Source organism: Rhizobium sp. NFR03 (assembly GCF_900111275.1).
Classification (GTDB): domain Bacteria; phylum Pseudomonadota; class Alphaproteobacteria; order Rhizobiales; family Rhizobiaceae; genus Ferranicluibacter.
Genome location: NZ_FOGR01000001.1, coordinates 781,623 through 803,454, shown reverse-complemented (window position 1 = coordinate 803,454; position 21,832 = coordinate 781,623). Strand labels below are relative to the sequence as shown.

Below are 21,832 nucleotides of genomic sequence, written 5' to 3'. Positions count from 1 at the left end.
CCTTGCTTTCGCTGGGGCTGATTCATAGTTTTTCAGGAGATGATAATGACCATTCGTGCCATCGTCTGGGGCGAGAACATCCACGAGCATACGAATTCGATCGTCGGAGGCGTCTATCCCAACGGGATGCATACCGCGATCGCTGCCGGTCTGAACGAACATCCGAATATCGATGCGACGACGGCAACGCTGCAGGAGCCGGAGCACGGCCTGTCCGAGGCGCGTCTTGCAAAGACCGACGTACTTCTCTGGTGGGGACACAAGGCGCATGGTGAGGTCGTGGACGAGATCGTGGAGCGCGTGGCGAAACGCGTATGGGAAGGGATGGGCCTGATCGTGCTGCATTCCGGCCATTTCGCAAAGCCGTTCAAGCGCCTCATGGGGACGCCCTGCGCGCTCAAATGGCGCGAGGCAGGCGAGCGGGAACGGGTCTGGGTCGTCAACCCGCGTCATCCCATCGCAGAGGGGCTCGACGACAATTTCGTGCTCGAGAACGAGGAGATGTATGGCGAACAGTTCTCCGTGCCGGAGCCGCTGGAGACGGTTTTCATCTCGTGGTTTGCCGGTGGGGAGGTGTTCCGCTCCGGCCTGACGTGGCGGCGCGGTGCCGGCAACATCTTCTATTTCCGTCCGGGTCATGAGACCTATCCGACCTACTACGATGCCAATGTGAAGATGGTGCTGAAGAATGCCGTCCGCTGGGCCTACAATCCGCAGGGGGCTCTGACGTCCATACACGATGCGCCGAACGTACCGGTCGAGCGAGCGTTGGAGCCCATCGTCGAGCGCGGGCCGCGTCTGCACAAGGCTGGCGAAGAGGGTTACAAGTGATGCCTCCCATCCGGATCCTCATTCTCGGCACCGGCGGCATGGCCAACACGCATGCGATGAACTTCGAGACGATCACGGATGCCGTTCTCGTCGCGGCGGTCGATGTGGATCTTGCCCGGGTGCGGGCTTTCGCTCTGCGGCACGATATTCCCACGACCTTCACCTCGCTGGACGAGGCCATCGCCTGGGGTGGGTTCGATGCCGTTGCCAATGTCACGCCGGATAGCGTGCACCACGCGACGACGCTTCAATTGCTGGCGGCTGGCAAGCACGTGCTCTGCGAGAAACCTTTGGCGGAGAACTTTGCCAAGGCCGACGAGATGGCGACGGCGGCGGAGACGTCCGGCCTCGTGACGATGGTGAACCTGACCTATCGCAACGTTGCCCCGGTGCAGAAGGCGCGGCAGCTTGTCATTTCCGGCGAGATCGGGCAGGTGCGCCACATCGAGGCGTCGTACCTCCAGAGCTGGCTCGTATCCAAGGCTTGGGGGGACTGGGCGACGGAGTCGCAGTGGCTCTGGCGGCTTTCGACCAAGCATGGCTCGAACGGGGTTCTGGGCGATGTCGGCATCCATATCCTGGACTTCGTCGGCTATGGCGCGGCCACCGAGATCGATCACGTCTTTGCCCGGTTGAAGACGTTCGACAAGGCGCCGGGCAACCGGATCGGCGAGTATGATCTCGACGCGAACGACAGCTTCACCATGACGGCCGAGTTTACCAACGGAGCGATGGGCGTCATCCATGCCAGCCGCTGGGCTGTCGGCCACCTGAACGAGCTTCGCCTGCGGATGCACGGGGACAAAGGCGCGCTGGAGGTGGTCCATACCCCCGATGGGGCGACGTTGCGCGCCTGCCTTGGCGAGGATGTGGAGAAAGGCATCTGGAAGGTCATCGACCCCGGTACCGTCTTCACCAACTATCAGCGCTTCATCGACGCCATCAAGATAGGCAAGACCGCCGAACCCGGTTTCCGCCACGCTGCCGACCTGCAAAAGGTGCTGGACCTTGCGCTGGATACGGAGCGGGAGAGGCGGGAGATGGCTGTTTGAGGAAACGAACCTGCGCGATCAGGCTACCGATAGCGGCATTTAAATAAGATTAACCTAATAGAAAGGGCGTTATTCTAGGTTGAGGAGTGCTATCGCATCATGCAGTAGCGACGCGCGCCGTCATCCATGATCGATAATCGGCGTTACGAGGCTTGCTATGACATATGCTTTGAATGTCGGTTCTACCGCCCTTTCCATTCTTCGGCAGCCCAGTTCGGTTCGTGTCGCAGATATCCAAGACAGCCCGGCCGCCAGCAATCTCATTCTCGTTGCGAACGGACAGTCGTCTTCCGACAGCCCGCCGGCGGCATCTCAGGCCAAAATCGCGAAAACTCTGTTCTCCCTGAATGCAACCGACGTGACGAAGATGAAGCTCGATCTTATCGAGCGGACCGGGAAGGCGCTTGGTGTCAATTCGGACTATTACGTCTCCAATGGAGATTTCGTCGCGGCGATGAGGGAGGCGGTCGCAAAAATCAAGGCACAGCCGACTGGCGAGACAGCGCTGCTTGCTATCGAGAAGGACCTGGGTCTCGACAAGCTCGGAATATCCATCACCGATGTCATCGACAGCGCTGCGGGTGGATCGGGAGAGGACAAAGTAACACGAGCATTGGAAAAACAGGCGAGCGGCCACGACTCTGATAAGAGCACTGTCGATGCATCGAGGGTGCTGGCCATCGATGTCGATGATATCGGACGCTACAACATGATCGCCGAAAACAAACTCTGAGCACCACGCTCATTGCCCTGTTGCCGTCTCCAGTGTGCCGCCGACCGATCTGCCGAGCCGGTCTACCTGGCCGCGATAGTTCTCACGGGTCTTCGGATCGAAAATGAGGATCGGCGTGCTGACGGCGATGCTGGCGGCGCTGCCGACAGTCTGGGCAGTGCCGAGCGCCACGGCGCCGACGCGCTCTCCGAGACCGATATCGCTATCGGTGACGGTCTGGCCGGCGATCAGGCGGTTGCCGAGCAGTTTCACCACTTCCGGGCTTTCGGCGAACTTGCCGTGGTTGAGGCGGTCGCCGGTCTGAAGAGCCGTGAGGTCAAGCACCGTGATGCCTGCCTTTTCCAGATTGGTGCGGTAAGGCTCCTGCGTCGGGTCGATCTGGCCGAGGCGTTCCACATTGCCCGAGATTCGGCGGGAGATGGAGAGCGCCCGGTCGTCGCGCGACACGAACAGCGTGAATTTCGGCTTGTTCGGCCCCATCGCTTCCCACTGCTTGCCGAACACATCGACGTCGAGATCGGGTGATGCCAGGATGACGTTGTTGATCTTCGGCGCGACACGGCCGTCGCGGATGGCCATCTGGCGCAACGCCTCCACGGTAACCCAAGAGCCCATCGAGTGCGCCATGATCGTCACGTCGGAGACGCGCGGGTCCTTTGCGGTCCGTCGCAGCAGGTCTTCCAGCGCGTCTCGCGAATAGTTGGTGCTTTCCTTGTCGTAATTATAGTCGAAGATGCTGGCGCGCGACGGCCACGTGAAGATGATCGGTGCCACGTCGGCGCGGCTGTCATGCACGATCTGCGCGAAGCGATAGACCGCGTCCTCGTAGCGATTGTTGAAGCCGTGGACGAAGATGAGAACGCGGCGGCTCTTCGGCAGCGAGTCGCGTGTCCATGTCTCTACTTCGGCGCGTTCGGCCAGCGGCGTTACCGAAACGGTCGAGAACTCCTTCGACGGATCGGCCGGCAGGCGCTTCGGCCACTGGACCTGCCCGATCTTGCGATTGCTGTCCGGCGGGATGGAAACCACGATCTCGGCGGCTGAAAGCTCGGTGCCGCGCTCGCCGCCATAGAGAACACCGGCCTGCTGCGAAGGCGCGCGGGTCGTTGCCACGAGCATATCGACCTCCGTCGCGCCCGGCGCAGTGCCCGAGGGAATGAGCACGCCGACGGGCCGGCCCGCGCAGGCCGATAGACCAAGCACCAGAGCGAGAAGACCCACTATCCGCAGGCTTCTGGAGAGGGACGGTGCCGGACGTCCTGTCCGCTGCTCTGTCATCATGACGGAACCCTTCATCTGTTCGCTTGAGACTTGCCAGATTTAGGGGACTACGGAAAACCGTTTCTCTCTCTATCGCAAATCGCTGGGGTACCGTCACCCGAATGTCACGCCGGCTCCCTCCTGTGCACTGCCCAATTTGTTTGCAGATCGCCGTTGCAAGCCATGCCCGCATTGTCTAGCATTCAATTTGCCGACAGGAGTTCCGTGCTTCATGTGCGGGTAACACCCTGTTTCAGAAGGTTTTCTATAATGCAGGCAGTTTTCGACGGGCATAATGACGTGCTCTTGCGGCTCTGGAGCCATGCAAGAGGTGGGCAGGATCCTGTTGCCGAATTCCGCAATGGCACGCCCTCCGGGCATATCGACGGTCCGCGTGCAGCCAAGGGTGGTCTCGCGGGCGGACTGTGCGCCATTTACATTCCCTCGGGCGACCTGATCCTCAAGCAGCCGGATGCCAACGGGCACTATGTGACGCCGATGTCGGCGCCGCTGGAGCGGGCCCCCTCGCTGGAAATCGCCCTGCAGTTTGCGGCCATCGCGCTACGCCTCGATCAGGCGAAAGCCTGGCGGCTGTGCCGCACGACGTCGGACATCCGCAAGGCGATGGCGGACGGGATCTTCGCAGCGGTGCTTCATATGGAAGGCTGCGAGGCGATCGACGCGGATCTGGCCGCACTCGAAACCTTCTATGCCGCCGGACTGCGGTCGCTCGGCCCGGTCTGGAGCCGGCATAATATTTTTGCCCATGGCGTGCCGTTTGCTTATCCGATGGAACCGGACACCGGGCCCGGCCTGACGGATGCCGGGTTCGCTCTCGTGCGGGCCTGCGACAGGCTGGGTATCGCCATCGACCTCGCGCATATCACCGAAAAGGGCTTCTGGGACGTGGCAAAGACCAGTACGGCGCCGCTGATCGCCAGCCACTCCAACGCCCATGCCCTGACGCCTGTGGCCCGAAACCTGACCGACAGACAGATGGACGCCATCCGCGAGAGCGGCGGAGTTGCCGGCCTCAACTATGCCACCACCATGCTGCGCCCGGATGGGCAGGAGAATGCGGCGACGCCGCTCTCCGACATGGTGCGGCATGTGGACTATATGGTCGAGCGCATGGGCATCGATTGCGTCGCCCTCGGATCGGACTTCGACGGCGCGACCATTCCTGCCGAGATTTCGGATGCCAGCGGCAACCAGAACCTGATTGCCGCCCTGCGGAGCGCCGGTTATGGTGAGGACGATCTTACGAAACTATGCCGGGAAAACTGGCTGCGTGTTCTTTCCAAGGTCTGGCACGAGACCGACCAGGGCTGACGATCAACGGCCGCAAAGGCCAGAATAACAAAGGGAACAGAGCGATGATGCATACTTTCGGCACGACGATGCGACGTTTGACGGCAGGGGCGGCGATCGCTCTCATCATGGCAGCGGCGGCACCCGCCTATGCCGCGACGCCGGCGGATACACTGGTCCAGGCATGGGCCATCGACGACATCATTTCCATGGATCCAGGCGAGGCCTTCGAGCTTTCGACGGCTGAAATCACCGCAAACACTTATAGCCTCCTCGTCCGGCTCGATCTTTCCGACACGTCGAAGGTCAAGGGCGATCTTGCCGAAAGCTGGACCGTGTCCGACGACGGGCTGACCTTCACCTTCAAGCTGAAGCCGGGCATGACCTTCGCCTCTGGCAACCCGATCACAGCCGAAGATGTGGCATGGTCGATCGAGCGCGTCGTCAAGATGGACAAGAGCCCGGCGTTCATTCTGACGCAGTTCGGCCTGAGCGGCGATAACGTGACCGAGAAGGCCAAAGCCGTGGATGCCGCGACCTTCAGCTTTACCGTTGACAAGCCCTATGCCCCAAGCTTCGTATTGAATTGCCTGACGGCGACCGTGGGTGCCGTCGTGGACAAGAAACTGGTGCTGGAGCATGTCGCACCCGTGACGCCGACGGCAGAATACAAATACGACAACGATTTCGGCAATGCCTGGCTGAAGACGAACTTTGCTGGTTCGGGACCCTTCAAGCTGCGCGAATGGCGCGCCAACGAGGTCGTCGTGCTGGAGCGCAACGACAATTATTTTGGCGAGAAAGCCAAGCTGGCCCGTGTCATCTACCGACATCTGAAGGAAAGCTCCGGCCAGCGTCTCGCGCTTGAAAATGGCGATATTGACATTGCCCGCAATCTGGAGCCGAACGATCTGGAATCGGTTTCAGGCAATGCGGACCTATCTTTCGATAGCGCGCCCAAGGGGCTGGTCTACTTCATCACCTTCAACCAGAAAAATCCGAATCTCGCCAAGCCCGAGGTGGTCGAGGCGTTGAAGTATCTGATCGATTACGACGCCATCGGCGCGACGCTGATCAAGGGTGTGGGTGACATTCATCAAACCTTCCTGCCGAAGGGCGTTCTCGGCGAACTCGATGAAAAGCCTTACAAGCTCGATGTTGCCAAGGCCAAGGAACTGCTGGCGAAGGCCGGTCTTCCCGACGGCTTCAGCATCACCATGGATGTCCGTAGCACACAGCCGGCGACGGGGATTGCCGAGTCGTTCCAGCAGACGGCTGCGCAGGCGGGAATCAAGATCGAGCTTATCCCGGGCGACGGCAAGCAGGTGCTGACGAAGTTCCGCTCGCGGACGCACGAGATCTACTTCGGTGAATGGGGTCAGGATTATTTCGATCCGAACTCCAACGCCGAGACGTTCACGATCAACTACGACAATTCCGATACCGGCAAAGTCAAGACTTTGGCATGGCGTAGCGCCTGGGACGTGCCGAAGGCAATGACTGACGAGGCCAAGGCTGCCCTGACGGAAAAGGACGGCGAGAAGCGAGCCGCCATGTATCGGAACCTTCAAAAGAAGTTCCTTGAGGTCGGTCCGTTCGCTATCGTTTACCAGAAAACGGAAGTCGCGGGCCTTCGCAAAGGGGTTGCCGGCTTCAAGCTCGGGCCGAGCTTCGACAATACCTTCCTCGGTGGCGTCACCAAGGAATAGGCCGGCCGCATGACCCTTCCCGAAACGTCGCAGATGGTGGCCGGGCGCTCGAAAGGCGCCCGGGCGAGGGGGCGGGCGGCGATCGTCGCGCGCTTCCTCGTGGTCATCGTCACCACCTATCTCGGCCTTCTCGCCGTGACCTTCTTCATCGGCCGCGTGATCCCTATCGATCCGGTGCTCGCCGTTCTCGGTGACCGGGCTCCGACCCATGTGGTGGAGCGGGTGCGCGAGGAGATGGGGCTGAACCTGCCGCTCTACCAGCAGTTCTTCCGCTATCTCGGCGATGCTTTGCAGGGGAATTTCGGGACCTCGGTTCTTACAACCAATACCGTCATGACCGACATCCGCCGCGTCCTGCCGGCGACTTTCGAGTTGGCAACTTTGGGAACGCTGATCGGTAGCCTCATCGGCGTACCGCTCGGCGTTCTTGCCGCTGTCAAGCGCGGCAGCCTGATCGACCAGGCAGTGCGCGTCATCGGGCTGATCGGTTATTCCGTGCCGATCTTCTGGCTGGCGCTGCTGTCGCTGCTGCTGTTCTACGCGCAGCTTCGCTGGGTTGCCTTTCCCGGCCGTATCGATGTCGTCTACGAATATACCTTTACGCCGAAAACAGGGCTTTTTCTGCTCGACTCACTCTGGCAGGGGCAGTGGGACGTGTTTCGCGACGTCTTCCGTCACATCATCCTGCCGGCAAGCCTGCTCGGCTATGTTTCCCTCGCCTATATCAGCCGGATGACGCGCAATTTCATGCTCAATGAACTGTCGCAGGAATACATCGTCGCAGCCCGGGCAAAGGGTCTGTCGGAGACGCGGATCATCTGGTTCCACGCGCTGCGCAATGCAGCCGTGCCGCTGGTCACCGTGATTGCGCTGTCCTATGCAAGCCTCCTCGAAGGTTCCGTGCTGACCGAGACGGTGTTCGCCTGGCCGGGTATCGGGCTCTACATCACCAATTCGCTGCAGAACGCCGACATGAACGCCGTGCTTGGCGGCACGATCGTCATCGGGTCGATCTTCATCGCGATCAACATCCTGTCCGACATTCTCTACCGGACGCTCGACCCGAGGACGCGCGCGCGATGACGGCTGTACCCTCCGCTCCCATGAGCCGGCGCGACTGGCTTCTTTCCGACAGGCCGCAGTCACGGATGCAGGCGCGGCTCGGCCGGGCCTACATGACGTGGCGCCGGTTTTCGGCCAACCGGCTGGCGCTGGTCGGCCTCGGTATTCTTCTGCTCCTGATCTTCATGGCGATCTTCGCCGGCGTGCTGTCGCCGCATTCGCCCGTGACCGGTAACCTCGCCGGCGCGCGCCTGCTGCCGCCCGGCTCGCCCGGATATCTGCTCGGCACCGATGAGCAAGGGCGCGATATTCTTTCGCGACTTCTGCATGGGTCACGGCTGACGCTGTTCGTCATCGTTCTCGTGGCCGTCATCGCCGCACCGACCGGCCTTATCGTCGGCGCCGTCGCCGGCTATGCCGGAGGGTGGGTCGATGCCGTGCTGATGCGGATCACGGACATCTTTCTCGCCTTTCCGAAGCTCGTTCTGGCGCTCGCGCTTGTTGCGGCCCTCGGGCCGGGAATAGAGAACGCGGTGCTCGCCATCGCCGTAACCTCATGGCCGCCTTATGCGCGTATCGCGCGGGCGGAGACGATGACCGTGCGCAATGCCGACTACATCGCCGCAGTGCGGCTGATGGGGGCGTCGCCGCTCCGCATCGTGTTGCTGCATGTCATGCCCATGTGTCTGTCGTCGCTCATCGTTCGCATCACGCTCGACATGGCAGGCGTCATCCTGACGGCTGCGGGCCTCGGCTTCCTCGGTCTCGGTGCTCAGCCGCCATTGCCGGAATGGGGCGCGATGATTGCATCCGGCCGCCGTTTCATCCTCGACCAGTGGTGGGTTGCGACCATGCCGGGCATTGCGATCCTGCTCGTCAGCCTGGCCTTCAACCTTCTGGGCGACGGCCTTCGCGATGCCCTCGACCCGCGCGAGGCCGGACAATGAGCCCCCTCTTGACCGTCGAGGACCTGCGCGTCAGCTTCCCCACACGGATCGGGCTGGTGGAGGCGGTGCGCGGCGTGACCTTCTCACTGGGACGCGAGCGCCTCGGTATCGTCGGCGAAAGCGGCTCGGGCAAATCCCAGACCGGACGCGCCATCATGGGTCTGACGCCGCCGCATGCGCGGATCACCGCAAAGACGCTCAATTTCGACGGGATCGATCTGCTCAAGGCCTCTGCACGCCAGAGGCGAGACCTGCGGGGCAACCGCGTCGCCATGATTCTGCAGGACCCGAAATACTCGCTGAACCCGGTCATGACCATCGGTCGCCAGATCGTAGAGACCTTGCGGACGCACCGCAAGATCGGCGCCTCCGAGGCGAAGGAGCGGGCGATCGCCATGCTGGAGGCCGTGCAGATTCGAGACGCCGCGCGTGTTTTCAATCTTCATCCACACGAGGTTTCCGGCGGCATGGGGCAGCGCGCGATGATCGCCATGATGCTGATCGCTGAGCCCGAATTGCTGATTGCCGATGAGCCGACCTCGGCGCTCGACGTCACGGTCCAACTCGATGTGCTCGGTATTCTCGACAAACTGGTGTCCGAGCGCGGCATGGGGCTGATCTTCGTCAGCCACGACCTGCGGCTGGTCTCGTCCTTCTGCGACCGGGTGATCGTCATGTATGCCGGGCGCATCGTGGAGGAGATCGCCGCCGCCGATCTGCGCAATGCGCGCCATCCCTATACGCAAGGGCTCCTGTCCTGCATGCCGGATATCGGCAACGACCGGCATCCGCTGCCCGTTCTCGATCGCAAACCGGAGTGGGCCCTATGAACATTGCCGTTTCCGCACGCGACGTGACGGTCATCTACGAGGATTTCAAGGCGCTCGACAGCGTCAGCATTGCCGTCGAAAAGGGGCAGTCCTACGGTCTCGTCGGAGAATCCGGTTCGGGCAAATCGACGCTGCTGCGGGCGATTGCGGGCCTCGCGCCGGTCTTTTCCGGCACGCTGGACGTCAACGGCCGGACGCTCAAGCCGCGCCGCCGGGACAAGGCCTTCTATCGCGACGTCCAGATGGTCTTTCAGGATCCCTACGGATCGCTGCATCCGCGGCAGACCATCGACCGGCTGCTACAGGAGCCGCTCGCGATCCATGGAATCCCCGACGCCGAGGCGCGGATTGCGCGGGCGCTGGACGAGGTGGGCCTGGGAACAGGATTCCGGTTCCGCTACTCACACCAGCTCTCCGGTGGTCAGCGGCAGCGTGTGGCGATCGCCCGGGCTCTGATCGTCGAGCCCTCTATCCTGCTTCTGGACGAACCGACATCCGCGCTCGACGCCTCGGTGCAGGCCGAAGTGCTCAATCTACTCGAGCAGATCCGGCGCGACCGTGGCCTGACTTTCCTGATGGTCAGCCATGACCTTGGCGTCGTGACGCATATGTGCGACCAGCTTGCCGTCATGCGTCGTGGCAGGGTCGTGGAGCAGCTGAGTGCGTCCGATCTCGTCGAAGGCCGGATCACCGCTGACTACACGCGCAACCTGATGGTCGCGAGCAAAGGCTTCGTTCGTACGGAGGCGTGACGGCGCCCGCATTCTCTTACGCTATTTGATGAACCTGTGGTCGCGCCCGAAGGCGGGCGGATCCGCAGGCGTGTGCCCGATTGTGATGTTTATAAAAATGCCCGCGTGTCTTTTACAGACACGCGGGCCATATCTGCAGAATGCCGATGTCAGAGAGACGCACTCTTCCTGACAGGCTCTGCTGACGCCGATATCGTGGTCTTGCCGGGCTGAGAAATCGTCTCAGCCAATGCCACAAGTGCGTCTGAGAGGGCTGTCGGGCTGTTGATCAGCTTCGGATCGAGGATATGGCCCGTGCCAGCCTCGCGGATGCGGTCCGCCTGTGCCCCAAGGTCGAAGACAACCGTTGGCACGCCTGTCTTGAGCGCAATCGACAGCGTGTAGCAGAAGGTCTCCGGCCAGACGCTGGGGATGAAGATCAGGTCGGGCTGGATGCGTTCGAGCTCGATGAAGGCTTCCTCGTTCGTGGTGTAAGCCCCGGTGATTTCGACGCCGGCCTTGGTGAGGGCTTCATCGATATTCGTGTAGCCGACCACGCTGTAGTCGATGCCGAGATAGCGGTCGCGGGAGTCGTTTGCGAGCGCCAGCAGAATATCGCTGCCCTTGTGCGAGCCGATGGCGCCGATGAGGGTGATACGGATCTGTCCGTCCGGACGACGCGGCAGGACATCGGGCAGGACGTCCCATGTCTCCTCGTGCGGGACGACGCGGATATCGGCTTTCGGGAAGAAGGTTCGGAAGATCTCGGCCGATGCCTTGCTTGGCGATTCCACTCTGGCATCCACGAGAAACGCGTTGTAGGCGGCGTGGCGGATGTCCGGATCGCAAGGGTCCGTCGCCTGCGGGTTCTTCATCAGCGCCCATTGACGCAGATCCGCCATTGTCGGCAGACCAGCGTAGATCTGGTCAGGGCGAATGAGCTGGTAGTGGTGGGTGATGGCCGAGTAGTCGTGCAGCACCAGCGTCTTTTCCGCGCTGAGGCTGGAGAGAGAGGCGAGCAGGGCGCTGTGAAACTCCCAGGTCAGACCGGCGAACGAGTTCACCATGATGCGGCTCGGCGAAAGGTCGGCCAGCAATTGCAGCACGAAGGCCATCTCGGTTCGCATGTCGATGTCCACGAGATTCGGGACATAGATGTCGTCCTGCGAGAACGAAACCATGTGCTGATCATGCACCTTCATCATCAGCGACTTGGTGCCGAGGAGAGCAAGCTCGGCGGCCTTGTCCTTCAGGTAGGTATCGATGCCGCCGCCCCAGTTGTGGGTGACCATCAGTGCGGCGCCCTTGGCCATGTCGATCAGCCGCGCACGATCCAGCGTGCGGCGGGCCGTCAATGCCGGATCGGCTTCGAAATGATGACGCACGAGCGACGGGTAGTTCGGATGCTTGCGCAGCAGCGCCTTCTGCCCTGCGTCGAAGTTCTCCGCCTTGGAGGAGGAGAAGGAGACCGAGCCGACGTGGAAGGTGAAAACGTCGCAGGCGAGCAGGTTCTTGTATCCGGCGTTCAGGCTGCGCATGCAGAAGTCGTTCTCTTCACCGTAGCCAACCTTGAAGGCGACGGGATCGAGCGCGCCGATCTCCTCGATGACCGAGCGGCGCATGTAGAAGCAGAAGCCGACGCCGGTCGGTGCCTCCACCGCGACGCCGGCATTGGCGCGTCCGGCAATGTCGTTCATCTCGGCGGGCGTGCACTCGAGCGACAGAAGGTTGTTCTTGTCGCGCAGCGGGTAGCTGCAGAGCGTTGCGTTGTTGGAGAGCGGCGTGATGGTGGCGACGCTTGGATCCTTGTCGGCATGCGCGATCATACGCTCGAACCAGCCGGGGAAAACGAAGGCGTCGGAGTTGAGGAGCACCACGTCGAGCCCGCCCGAGAGATCGGCGATGGCAAGGTTGCAGGTCTGGACGAAGCCGCGGTTCTTCTCGCTCAGGTGATAGTCGAACAGGCCCTTTTCGCCAAGGCGGGCGAGTTCCGCGTTGAGCTTCTGGTCCGGGCCGCAGTCGTTGATGACGAGGAGGCTGTAGGCTGCATCGCCGCGTGCTGCCAGCGCATGGTAGACGGAGGCGAGCGTCTCGTCGTAGCCCTTGTAGACGGGGAGGATGACGACGGCGCGCGTGCTTGCTCCGAGGACGGCCGGCGAGAGAGCGTCCCACGCAGCGCTGTCGGGCGCCTTTGCGGTGAACCAGCGCTTTTCGCTGAGCGCGTTGCCGCGGAAGCCCTTGCTGCGGTTCTTGACGTAGTGCAGGAGCGACATGGCGCCGGGCTTCAGGTGCTTGCGGTACTGGCGCTCGTAGTACCACGGGTCGAAGGTATGGGAGGGAGACCGCTTTTCCTTCCAGCCGAACAGGATGTAGTGAAGCCGCGGATCGACGCCTGCCGACGCGATATCGCCGTTCAGCTCAAGGTAGTCTTCCGTGCTGAAGACCTCGTCGATCATCCTGATCGTTTCCGGGTAGGAATATTCCGAACCGAGCATCAGGCCCAGTTCCTTCTCGGCTTCCGTGTTGCCGTCAGCCTCATAAGCCTTGAGAAAGTTCTCGTATCCGCCCCAGATGTCGCCACTAAAGCGCAGCATATGCGCGAGGTGGAAGAAGGCTTCCGACCGGTCCGGTGCCAGTTCGCCCGCGGTGACATAGGCGCTACGGGCGCCGTCGATGTCGCCCATTTCCTTGCGGCAATGGCCAAGCTGGATCCAGATCGCAACTTTCGTCGGATCGGCCTTGAGGACCTGTTCGTAGAGACGCGCAGCCTGCGGCCAATTGCGAGCCGCATTGGCCGCATCTGCTTTTTGCAGGAGGGACGCAGTCGCGTTTTTGCTTGATGTTCCTTTCAAGAGGTCCAACCAGTTTCCGGCAGCCATGAATATCCTCGAAATGAAAATCTTAAATGCGAGATATGCGCTGTAGACGCCTGCACGATGAGGCGTCTTAAAGCTCACCTGCACCGGTTGTCAAAGAATATCAAGGCTTTCCGATGGCAGGGCGAGCTTGGTTGGGACCGGACCAATGGTCCGCCGCGCCTAACGCATTGAAGAAAAGAGGGGATTTCTCTTGCGGTGCGGCAAGCATTGTGCGCTGCGGCGATTTCTGCCTTGCGGTGCTCTGCAGGGCATGTTTGTATCAGACGGTCCTCAATCGAACGGCCGTATCCGTGTTGCCCGCATCAGTGCTTGGGGATCGTCGGCCGGATGCAAGAAACGGAGACGAAGCGTGACCTATCGCATCATTGCCGGGGGAACTCTTTGGGCCTTTGCCGATCTGAAGCAGTTGATGGCAAAAGCCACGCCGTTGCGCTCTGGCGATGTGCTGGCGGGGGTTGCAGCTTCGAGTGCGGAAGAAAGCGTTGCGGCTCGCATGTGTCTTGCCGACGTTCCTCTGAAGCAGTTCCTCACCGAGGCGCTCATTCCCTACGAAGCCGATGATGTCACCCGCCTGATCATGGACGGCCATGACGCAACCGCGTTCCGTCCCGTTGCTCACATGACCGTCGGGCAGTTCCGGGACTGGTTGCTGACGCCGGCGGCAAGCTCCGCCGTTCTCTCCGCTCTTGCCGGCGGGCTGACGCCCGAAATGGTCGCAGCCGTATCGAAACTGATGCGCAATCAGGATCTCATTCTGGTCGCCCGGAAATGTCGCGTGGTCACACGCTTTCGCAACACCATCGGCTTGCCCGGCACCATGGCAGTGCGATTGCAACCGAACCATCCCTATGACGACAAGCGCGGCATTGCAGCGAGCATCGTCGATGGGCTGCTTTATGGTTGCGGCGATGCGGTGATCGGCATCAATCCGGCTTCCGACAACATTGCGGTTCTGAGCGACCTCAACCACATGCTGGACGAGATCGTTCATCGCTACGACATTCCCACGCAGACCTGCATTCTCACGCATGTGACCTCCTCGATCGCGATGATCGAGCAGGGGGTCCCGGTCGATCTCGTGTTTCAGTCCGTGGCTGGCACGCAGAAGACCAACCAGTCGTTCGGCGTGACGCTCGACGTGCTCAGGGAAGGGCGCGACGCGGCGCTTTCGCTCAAACGCGGGACCGTCGGCGAGAACGTGATGTATTTCGAGACGGGCCAGGGATCAGCGCTCTCCGCCGGTGGCCATCACGGCGTCGATCAGCAGACCTGCGAAGCCCGCGCCTACGCCGTCTGCCGCGCGTTCGACCCTCTGATCGTCAACACGGTCGTCGGCTTCATCGGCCCGGAATATCTGGCGGATGGCAAGCAGATCGTGCGGGCGGGGCTGGAGGATCACTTCTGCGGCAAGCTGCTCGGCGTGCCGATGGGCTGCGACATCTGCTATACCAACCATGCCGAAGCCGACCAGGACGATATGGACGTGCTGCTCACGCTTCTGGGAGCTGCCGGCGTCAGCTTCGTCATCGGCGTTCCCGGTGCGGACGACATCATGCTGAACTATCAGTCGACCTCGTTCCACGACCAGCTCTACATCCGCGAGGTTCTCGGCCTCAAGCGGGCGCCGGAGTTCGAGACGTGGCTTCAGCGTATGGGATTGACGGACACCGCAGGCCAGCTGACCCATCATGGGTTCAACCACCCCTTGCTCACCATTCTGGAGGCCTCCTGACATGGCAAAGGATCTTTCATCGGCCGATGGCGCCCCGCTGACGGACAACAGGAATACGGCGCTGACGGCGCTGACGAATGCCCGCGTCGGTCTCGGTCGCGTCGGCGCGTCCATGCCGACGACGGAGGTTCTGAAGTTTGCCTATGCGCATGCCCGCGCCCGCGATGCGGTGCATGCGGATTTCGACGCGGAGACCCTGGCGAGGGAGCTGCAGGCAATCGGCCTTGGAAGCTTCTCGGCCCGCAGTGCGGCACCGGATCGGATGACCTATCTTCGGAGACCCGATCTCGGACGCCGGCTTGCCGACGACGACCGCGAGCGTCTGGCAGCGATCCGGGGCGAGGGCGTCGATATCGGCATCGTCGTTGCCGACGGTCTTTCGGCGACGGCGGTCCATGTGAATGCCGTGCCTTTTCTGGCCGCGCTCGTGCCGCTCCTGCGCGGTGCCGGGCTTTCGGTCGGGCCCGTCACCTTCGTCCACAACGCACGCGTGGCCGTCGGTGACGAGATCGGCGCGCTCTTGCAGGCGCGGCTGGTGCTGGTGCTGATCGGCGAGCGGCCGGGTTTATCCTCCGCCGACAGCCTTGGCGTCTACCTCACGCATGGACCGGTAACCGGGCGCTCGGATGCGGAGCGAAACTGCATCTCCAACATTCGCGAGGGTGGCCTCATTCCGCCGCTTGCCGCCCGCAAGGCCATGTGGCTCGTTACGGAGTCCCTGCGTCGGGCCCTGAGCGGCGTTGCGTTGAAGGAAGAGGAGGCGACTCTGATCGGTACGGCTGCCGAAGCGTGATATGCCCGGAGGGTCGGGAAGCCTTTCAGGCGTTCACGTCGATGACCACGCGGCCGCGAATTCGACCTGCGACGATGGTCTCGGCAAGTTCAGGCAGGTCGGACATGGGGGCGACCGTCGTCATGCTATCGAGATGTGCCGGGTCGAGGTCTCGGGACAGACGCTCCCAGGCGGCGAGGCGCTGGGTGCGGGTTGCGTAGACTGAATCGACGCCGATCAAGGTGACCGCGCGCAGAATATGAGGCATGACAGTGCCCGGCAGATCCGCACCGCCGGCAAGACCGCAGGCGGCGATCGCTCCGCCGCGCACCGTCTGGGCAAGGGCATTGGCGAGGGTCGTGGAGCCTACAGAGTCGATCCCGCCGGTCCAGTGTTCCTTCTGGAGGGGGCCGCCCTTTTCGGCCAGCGTCGCGCGATCGATGATCCCGATTGCGCCCAGAGACGTCAGGTATTCTTCCGTATCCGGACGGCCGGTCGATGCGATGACACGATATCCCCGTGCAGCGAGGAGCGAAATGGCCACTGAGCCGACACCTCCTGCCGCACCGGTGACCAGTATCTCGCCCTCGCCGGGCGTGATCGTACCCCACGTCTCCAGCGCATCGACGCAGAGAGCGGCGGTGTAGCCGGCTGTTCCGATGGCCATGGCCTGCTGCATCGAGAAAGCGGCGGGGAGGGGGATCAGCCATTCAGGCTTGACGCGCTGGAAGCGGGTGAAGGCGCCCCATTCCGTTTCTGAAAGGCCCCATCCGTTCAGGACAACCCGGTCGCCGGAGTTCCATTCCGGTGACCGGGAGGAGACGACCGTGCCCGCGAGATCGACGCCGGCCACCATCGGCGTTCTGCGCGCAATGCGGCCCTTTCCGGAGATCGCCAGGCCGTCCTTGTAGTTCAGCGTGGAGTAGGCAATCTCGATCAGCACGTCATGATCCGGCAGGTCGGCCATCGAGATCTCGCGGAAGGCTGCTTGCGGGCGACCATCGACGGTGTCGATCATCATGGCTCTGAATGTCTCGGTCATGTCACTCTCCCGGTGCCGCGGCGATCCAAGCCGCGCCTCTACGTCATGCCATGTTGCGAGCACGCATGCCAATGCGGCTTTGGTCGCGGTCACCTGCAGGTCGAACCCGCCTCCGATGCTCAGGGAATGAGCCAGACGATGAAGGCTATGATGAGGGCCCACGCAGCCAGCGACAGGAGGACGGCGAAGGCAAGCGCCATGATGCGCAGGGTAGGAGCGAACCGGGAAACCTCGTCCGGACGACGTGCGGCCCAGCCAAGCAAGGAGAACTCGCAGGAAAAAACCCAAGGTGGCATAAGTGCTCCCGGTATGTGCGTTAACGCTGACTTAAATAATAGGAGGTTGCGCAAGGACGCAAGCATAAACCGTCGAATGCCATTACCAAGCAGAATTATCGACATGCGGGGATGTGCTTTTTGCCGGGCTGCCTAAAGAACAAGCGGCCGAGGAGCAACGGCGGTGTTCGCTATCGTTTCCCTCGTTAAGGTAAATGGTAGCTAACTTAGATGGTCCTTGTTTTGCAGCCAACACCATGCGATTTGATGGTCGCGACTTAAATTCACGTACCGGATTTGTCCGTGCGGCCAGAGGTCTGAAGGCATGAGGCATCGTCAATACAGGTTTCGACCCACGCTGCGGCTGACAGCGCTTCTTGTCGCCGTCATGATATCGCTGGCTCTTTGGGCGCTTCTCTACGTCTCTTTTGTGCTGATGGCATGGATGTGGTTCGGTTGTCTCATCATCTTCACGCTCCTCGGAATACTCTTTTATGAAAGCGGAGACTTTCGTAATGCAAGCTGGCCATTGACCATCATTGCTTACGCATTCTGGCCGCTGACACTTGTCGGCGCGCTGATCTACCTCGCCACTGTCCGCGCCACGGGCGTCGGCAAACAGCCGGAAGCCGCGGCGCGCGTATCGGATCGTAGAACGTAATTGCCGGCAATCATCTTGGGGTGGCACACCCCTCCCTGGAACCACTGCTCTTCTGCGTGGTTCGCAGTGTTCGTCTGCATCGAGAAGTGGTGAGGGCGCAGGAGGAGTGACATGACCCGCATCAAGACCCGGCCGGCACAGCGGCGTTTTCCCCTTGCACTCACACTGGCGGGAGCGGCGCTGGGTCTCGGACTCGGCGGCTTTTTCGATGGCATTCTTCTGCACCAGATCCTCCAGTGGCATCATCTTCTGAGCGGTATCGACGCCATACAGCAGGATTTGCGGCTCCTCGTGCTGGCGGACGGCCTTTTTCATTTGCTGATGTATGTCATCACGGCGGTGGGCCTGTGCCTGCTCTGGAAGATGCGACGCGTTTTCTCCGTGGCAGGTGCGGATCGATATCTGGTGGCGCATGCTCTCATCGGCTTTGGTAGCTGGCATGTCATCGATGCTGTGCTGTCGCACTGGCTGCTCGGTCTTCACCGCATTCGCATGGACGTGGAGAGCCCGCTGGCGTGGGATCTTGCGTGGCTGGCCATTTTCGGGATCGTGCCGCTCATCGCCGGGCTCGTGCTCCTGCGGTCGGGGAGTGCGGGACGTGCAAGGTGGGTGCCTCCCGGTCTCATGGTTCTCTGCCTCATCTCGGGCGGGGTGGCAGCGGTTCCCGCATCGCCGTCATCGATCGTCATGGTCGTGTTCCGGCCGGATACGTCGCCGATGCAGGCCTATGCAGGCCTTGAGGCTGCCGATGGCAGGCTGGTCTGGACCGATGCGTCGCAGCAGCTCTGGGCAGTTGAGCTTCCCGGAGGTAGTAATGGCTCGGCATTCTATAAACACGGTGCCCTGTTGATCACCAATTCCAGCTTCCTCGCCGGTTGTCTCCAATGGTTCAAAGCATCATCCTGACGAAAACGAGTCCTTACTGGCTATATTAGGTAGTTCTGAGTTGCGTAAACTTAAGGGTGGAAAAACATACTGCCGCGAATACCGCGATGTGGGTCGGTACCGTTGCGCTTCTCTGGCCATGACAGGCGGTGGATGCGCGTCCGTCCAGCATAGGTGTTTCGTGACCAGGCCATCTGTCCGCACATCGCTGATTTCCACTGAGAGCTGACCCCCTATCAGGCTGTGCCGGGTCACCTCTTAGTGGAAATCAACAGGCAGGTATCCCAACTCGTTCAGGATGAGCAGATCGAGGCGGACCAAGGTCTCCGCAATCCGGCCCGCCTTGCCTTTGGCCTTCTCCTGTTCGAGCGCATGGACCGGGCGTTCGTCAAATCGTCAGACATTTAAGACAGACAGGCTCATTCCTGCGACTGAGAAACGACAAGACCTAGGCCCTCAGGTGCAAACCTAGGTGGCCTCACCAGCGGAAGCGGAAATATCAATAAAAACAATGAGTAATGGCGCACCCGACAGGATTCGAACCTGTGACCTTTGGAATCGGAATCCAACACTCTATCCAGCTGAGCTACGGGTGCAGCGACCGGCTTTGCCGGGCGGATGATGGGTTCATAGCTTAGGTTTGGGTTGGCATCAATGGGGAAGACGGGGATTGGTGGAAAATCAGAGCGGGGGCCTTGGGGATGTGGTGGGGGAGATCCGCTTGGGGGAGCGGGGCGTAGATGGTGTGAGATCTTTGTGGTGGATGTGCTGACAGGCCCGGCGGGCCGGGTGTGGTCGGGAGGATGGGATGTCGGGGTTTCGGCAAGGATATCAGGCGGTGGTTCTGGGTGCGAGCGGCGGGATCGGGGCTGCGGTTCTTGCAGCGCTTGAGAATGATCCGAGGTGTGGTCATGTCGTGGCGTTATCGCGGCGGAATGACGGGATGGATGTGACGGAGGAGGGGTCTGTGAGAGCTGCAGCTCTTCGCGTTGCGGAGAAGCTGGGATCCGTGGACCTCGTTTTCGATGCGACGGGAGCGCTGGAGATCGACGGGCATGGACCGGAGAAGACGATCCGGGCGATCGATCCCCAGCTTATGGCGCGACAGTTTGCGGTCAACGCGATCGGACCTGCACTGCTGATCAAGCATTTCGCGCCTCTCCTGCCGCGGGACCGGCGCTGCGTGTTCGCGACGCTGTCGGCGCGGGTCGGGTCCATCGGCGACAACCGGCTCGGCGGGTGGATGTCGTATCGCTCGGCAAAGGCGGCGCTGAACCAGATCGTCCGGACGGCATCTATCGAAATCGCGCGCACCTGCCCTCAAAGTGTCGTCGTCGCCTTGCATCCAGGGACGGTGGAAACCGGGCTGACGGCCACGCATGGGCGGCATGCGCATAAGGTCACGCCTGCGGCAGCGGCGGCTGCACTTCTCTCTGTCATCGATAGGATCTCGCCTGCGCAAACCGGGCAGTTTTTCGCCTATGACGGGACGGAGATCGCATGGTGATGTCCGTTTTCAAGGGGAGGCAGGCGGCCGGTAGGGAAGGACGTATGCCATGAGCGGTGCCAACGTTCGCAACCTGATCCTCATTCTCGGCGATCAGCTGTCGCCCGATATGTCCAGCCTCGTTGACGCATCGACAGATGATGTGGTGCTGATGTGCGAGGTTATGGAAGAGGCGCAATATGTGCGGCATCATCCGAAGAAGATTGCATTTCTCTTCTCTGCCATGCGGCACTTTGCCGGGGAACTCCGCGCGAGCGGCCGGACGGTGCGTTATGTCCGTCTGGAAGACGAGGGGAATAGCGGCTCGTTCGGAGCGGAGGTCGGCCGTGCCGTATCGGAGCTGCGGCCGGATCGGGTTATTGTTACGGAACCGGGCGAATTCCGCGTGCGAGAGATGATGGACGGCTGGCAGCGGGCGTTCAACGTTCCCGTCGAAATCCGCGACGATGGGAGATTTCTCTGTTCGCGGTGCGAATTCGAAGCCTTCGCGGGCGGCCGTCGGCAGCTGCGGATGGAGACGTTTTATCGTGATATGCGGCTCAAGACCGGGCTGCTGATGGAGGGCGACAAGCCTGCCGGCGGACGCTGGAACTTCGACGCCGATAATCGGAAGCCCGCGACGCTCGACCTGTTCTCGCAGCCTCGCAAAGGATTCGAGCCGGATGCCATCACGGCGGAGGTGCTGGAACTTGTCGGGCGGCGGTTCGGCGCGCATTTCGGGCGGCTCGAAGGCTTCGACTTCGCAGTCACGCGAGAGCAGGCGGAGACGCTGCGGGACAGGTTCATGGCCGACCACCTGCCACGCTTTGGCGAGCGGCAGGACGCGATGCTGTCCGGGGATCCCGTGCTCAGCCATTCGCTCCTGTCTTTCTACCTCAATGCCGGTCTGCTCGATCCGCTGGATCTCTGTCGGCGGGCGGAGGTTGCCTACCTCGCAGGCGACGCGCCGTTGAACGCGGTGGAAGGCTTCATTCGCCAGATCATCGGGTGGCGTGAGTATATTCGCGGCGTTTACTGGCTGAAGATGCCGGACTATCGCGAGATGAATTTCCTGGAGGCGGACCGTGCGCTTCCCGATTTTTACTGGACCGGCGAGACGCGCATGGCCTGCCTGCGGCAGTTATCACGGAGACGCGAGACAATGCCTATGCGCACCATATCCAGCGGCTGATGATCACGGGAAACTTCGCCATGCTGGCCGGTGTCCGTCCGCTCGAGATTCACCAGTGGTACCTCGAAGTCTATGCCGACGCCTATGAGTGGGTCGAGCTGCCGAACGTCATCGGCATGAGCCAGTTTGCCGATGGCGGCTTTCTCGGCTCGAAGCCTTATGCGGCCGGCGGTAACTACATCAACCGCATGTCGGATTATTGCGAGGGCTGCGCCTACGACGTGCGCAAGAAGACGGGGAAGGATGCCTGTCCCTTCAACGCGCTCTACTGGGATTTCCTCGACCGCAACGCGGACAGGCTGAAGGGAAACCACAGGCTGGGGCCGGTCTATGCCGCATGGGCACGGATGAGCCCGGAGCAGAAGCAGGAAACGCGGCAGAGCGCCCGGACATTCCTTGCGGAACTGGACGCCCTGCCGAAGACCTATTGACGTCGTCCTCC

The 21,832-nt window shown here is 61.6% G+C and carries 18 protein-coding genes, 1 tRNA gene and 2 pseudogenes; 15 read left to right on the top strand and 6 right to left on the bottom strand.

Features of this window, described 5'->3' with window-relative positions; translation table 11 throughout:
* The first annotated feature begins 45 nt into the window (after positions 1–45).
* The 3 genes from BSG19_RS03770 to BSG19_RS25655 all read left to right on the top strand — a co-directional run bounded on the left by BSG19_RS03770 (position 46) and on the right by BSG19_RS25655 (position 2,616).
* A complete protein-coding gene (locus tag BSG19_RS03770; protein WP_092984945.1) occupies positions 46–831 on the top strand; it encodes a ThuA domain-containing protein in 786 nt (261 codons plus the stop codon).
* A gap of 8 nt (positions 832–839) precedes the next feature.
* Entirely contained in the window at positions 840–1,883 is a 1,044-nt protein-coding gene (locus BSG19_RS03765) for a Gfo/Idh/MocA family protein (RefSeq protein WP_170865876.1), read from the top strand.
* 367 nt (positions 1,884–2,250) lie between these two features.
* Positions 2,251–2,616 (top strand): hypothetical protein, encoded by a 366-nt coding sequence (locus tag BSG19_RS25655; protein WP_139274725.1) that lies wholly within the window; start codon positions 2,251–2,253, stop codon positions 2,614–2,616.
* Between the two features lie 9 nt (positions 2,617–2,625).
* On the opposite strand, the gene BSG19_RS03755 is transcribed toward BSG19_RS25655, so the two are convergent.
* A complete protein-coding gene (locus tag BSG19_RS03755) occupies positions 2,626–3,894 on the bottom strand; it encodes an alpha/beta hydrolase (protein WP_170865875.1) in 1,269 nt (422 codons plus the stop codon).
* 252 nt (positions 3,895–4,146) lie between these two features.
* Between BSG19_RS03755 and BSG19_RS03750 the strand changes: the two genes are divergently transcribed.
* Genes BSG19_RS03750 through BSG19_RS03725 form a run of 6 tightly spaced genes read left to right on the top strand, consistent with a single transcriptional unit; the run spans position 4,147 to position 10,487 of the window.
* The gene (locus tag BSG19_RS03750) at positions 4,147–5,208 is read left to right on the top strand and encodes a dipeptidase (RefSeq protein WP_092984937.1); all 1,062 of its coding nucleotides are present in this window, start codon (positions 4,147–4,149) and stop codon (positions 5,206–5,208) included.
* A 44-nt stretch (positions 5,209–5,252) separates the two neighbouring features.
* On the top strand, positions 5,253–6,896 hold the full coding sequence (locus BSG19_RS03745; RefSeq protein ID WP_092984935.1) for an ABC transporter substrate-binding protein: 1,644 nt from the start codon (positions 5,253–5,255) through the stop codon (positions 6,894–6,896).
* A 9-nt stretch (positions 6,897–6,905) separates the two neighbouring features.
* On the top strand, positions 6,906–7,979 hold the full coding sequence (locus BSG19_RS03740) for an ABC transporter permease (protein WP_170865850.1): 1,074 nt from the start codon (positions 6,906–6,908) through the stop codon (positions 7,977–7,979).
* A complete protein-coding gene (locus BSG19_RS03735) occupies positions 7,976–8,905 on the top strand; it encodes an ABC transporter permease (RefSeq protein ID WP_092984933.1) in 930 nt (309 codons plus the stop codon). The genes BSG19_RS03740 and BSG19_RS03735 overlap by 4 nt, the downstream gene beginning before the upstream one ends.
* Positions 8,902–9,735 (top strand): ABC transporter ATP-binding protein, encoded by an 834-nt coding sequence (locus BSG19_RS03730; RefSeq protein WP_092984931.1) that lies wholly within the window; start codon positions 8,902–8,904, stop codon positions 9,733–9,735. Before BSG19_RS03735 ends, BSG19_RS03730 begins: the two co-directional genes overlap by 4 nt.
* Positions 9,732–10,487, top strand: coding sequence for an ABC transporter ATP-binding protein (locus tag BSG19_RS03725; RefSeq protein WP_092984929.1), 756 nt, complete (start codon positions 9,732–9,734; stop codon positions 10,485–10,487). The genes BSG19_RS03730 and BSG19_RS03725 overlap by 4 nt, the downstream gene beginning before the upstream one ends.
* A gap of 149 nt (positions 10,488–10,636) precedes the next feature.
* Here BSG19_RS03725 and BSG19_RS03720 read toward each other — a convergent pair whose 3' ends face one another.
* Positions 10,637–13,327 (bottom strand): glycosyltransferase, encoded by a 2,691-nt coding sequence (locus BSG19_RS03720; RefSeq protein ID WP_170865849.1) that lies wholly within the window; start codon positions 13,325–13,327, stop codon positions 10,637–10,639.
* A gap of 367 nt (positions 13,328–13,694) precedes the next feature.
* Here BSG19_RS03720 and BSG19_RS03715 point away from each other — a divergent pair, with 367 nt between their 5' ends.
* Together BSG19_RS03715 and eutC are read left to right on the top strand one after the other, a co-directional pair.
* Complete coding sequence (locus tag BSG19_RS03715) at positions 13,695–15,077, top strand: ethanolamine ammonia-lyase subunit EutB (protein ID WP_092984925.1); 1,383 nt, start codon at positions 13,695–13,697, stop codon at positions 15,075–15,077.
* A gap of 1 nt (position 15,078) precedes the next feature.
* Positions 15,079–15,870 carry an ethanolamine ammonia-lyase subunit EutC gene (eutC, locus tag BSG19_RS03710; RefSeq protein ID WP_092984923.1) on the top strand — a complete coding sequence of 264 codons (792 nt, stop codon included), beginning with the start codon at positions 15,079–15,081 and terminating at the stop codon, positions 15,868–15,870.
* A gap of 25 nt (positions 15,871–15,895) precedes the next feature.
* Here eutC and BSG19_RS03705 read toward each other — a convergent pair whose 3' ends face one another.
* The gene (locus BSG19_RS03705; RefSeq protein WP_092984921.1) at positions 15,896–16,891 is read right to left on the bottom strand and encodes an MDR family oxidoreductase; all 996 of its coding nucleotides are present in this window, start codon (positions 16,889–16,891) and stop codon (positions 15,896–15,898) included.
* 119 nt (positions 16,892–17,010) lie between these two features.
* A complete protein-coding gene (locus BSG19_RS25970) occupies positions 17,011–17,187 on the bottom strand; it encodes a hypothetical protein (RefSeq protein ID WP_170865847.1) in 177 nt (58 codons plus the stop codon).
* A gap of 367 nt (positions 17,188–17,554) precedes the next feature.
* Here BSG19_RS25970 and BSG19_RS03700 point away from each other — a divergent pair, with 367 nt between their 5' ends.
* Both BSG19_RS03700 and BSG19_RS03695 read left to right on the top strand, forming a co-directional pair.
* Positions 17,555–17,827, top strand: coding sequence for a hypothetical protein (locus tag BSG19_RS03700; RefSeq protein WP_139274724.1), 273 nt, complete (start codon positions 17,555–17,557; stop codon positions 17,825–17,827).
* Between the two features lie 111 nt (positions 17,828–17,938).
* Positions 17,939–18,733 carry a DUF2243 domain-containing protein gene (locus tag BSG19_RS03695; RefSeq protein ID WP_092984917.1) on the top strand — a complete coding sequence of 265 codons (795 nt, stop codon included), beginning with the start codon at positions 17,939–17,941 and terminating at the stop codon, positions 18,731–18,733.
* 252 nt (positions 18,734–18,985) lie between these two features.
* On the opposite strand, the pseudogene BSG19_RS03690 reads toward BSG19_RS03695, so the two are convergent.
* Both BSG19_RS03690 and BSG19_RS03685 read right to left on the bottom strand, forming a co-directional pair.
* Positions 18,986–19,090 (bottom strand): annotated as a pseudogene (locus BSG19_RS03690) (ATP-binding protein); the annotation flags it as partial.
* Between the two features lie 141 nt (positions 19,091–19,231).
* Positions 19,232–19,308 (bottom strand) — tRNA-Arg (locus BSG19_RS03685).
* Between the two features lie 212 nt (positions 19,309–19,520).
* Here BSG19_RS03685 and BSG19_RS03680 point away from each other — a divergent pair.
* Both BSG19_RS03680 and BSG19_RS03675 read left to right on the top strand, forming a co-directional pair.
* Complete coding sequence (locus BSG19_RS03680) at positions 19,521–20,219, top strand: SDR family NAD(P)-dependent oxidoreductase (RefSeq protein ID WP_092984915.1); 699 nt, start codon at positions 19,521–19,523, stop codon at positions 20,217–20,219.
* Between the two features lie 49 nt (positions 20,220–20,268).
* A pseudogene (locus BSG19_RS03675) lies at positions 20,269–21,821 on the top strand (cryptochrome/photolyase family protein).
* The last annotated feature ends 11 nt before the right edge of the window (positions 21,822–21,832 follow it).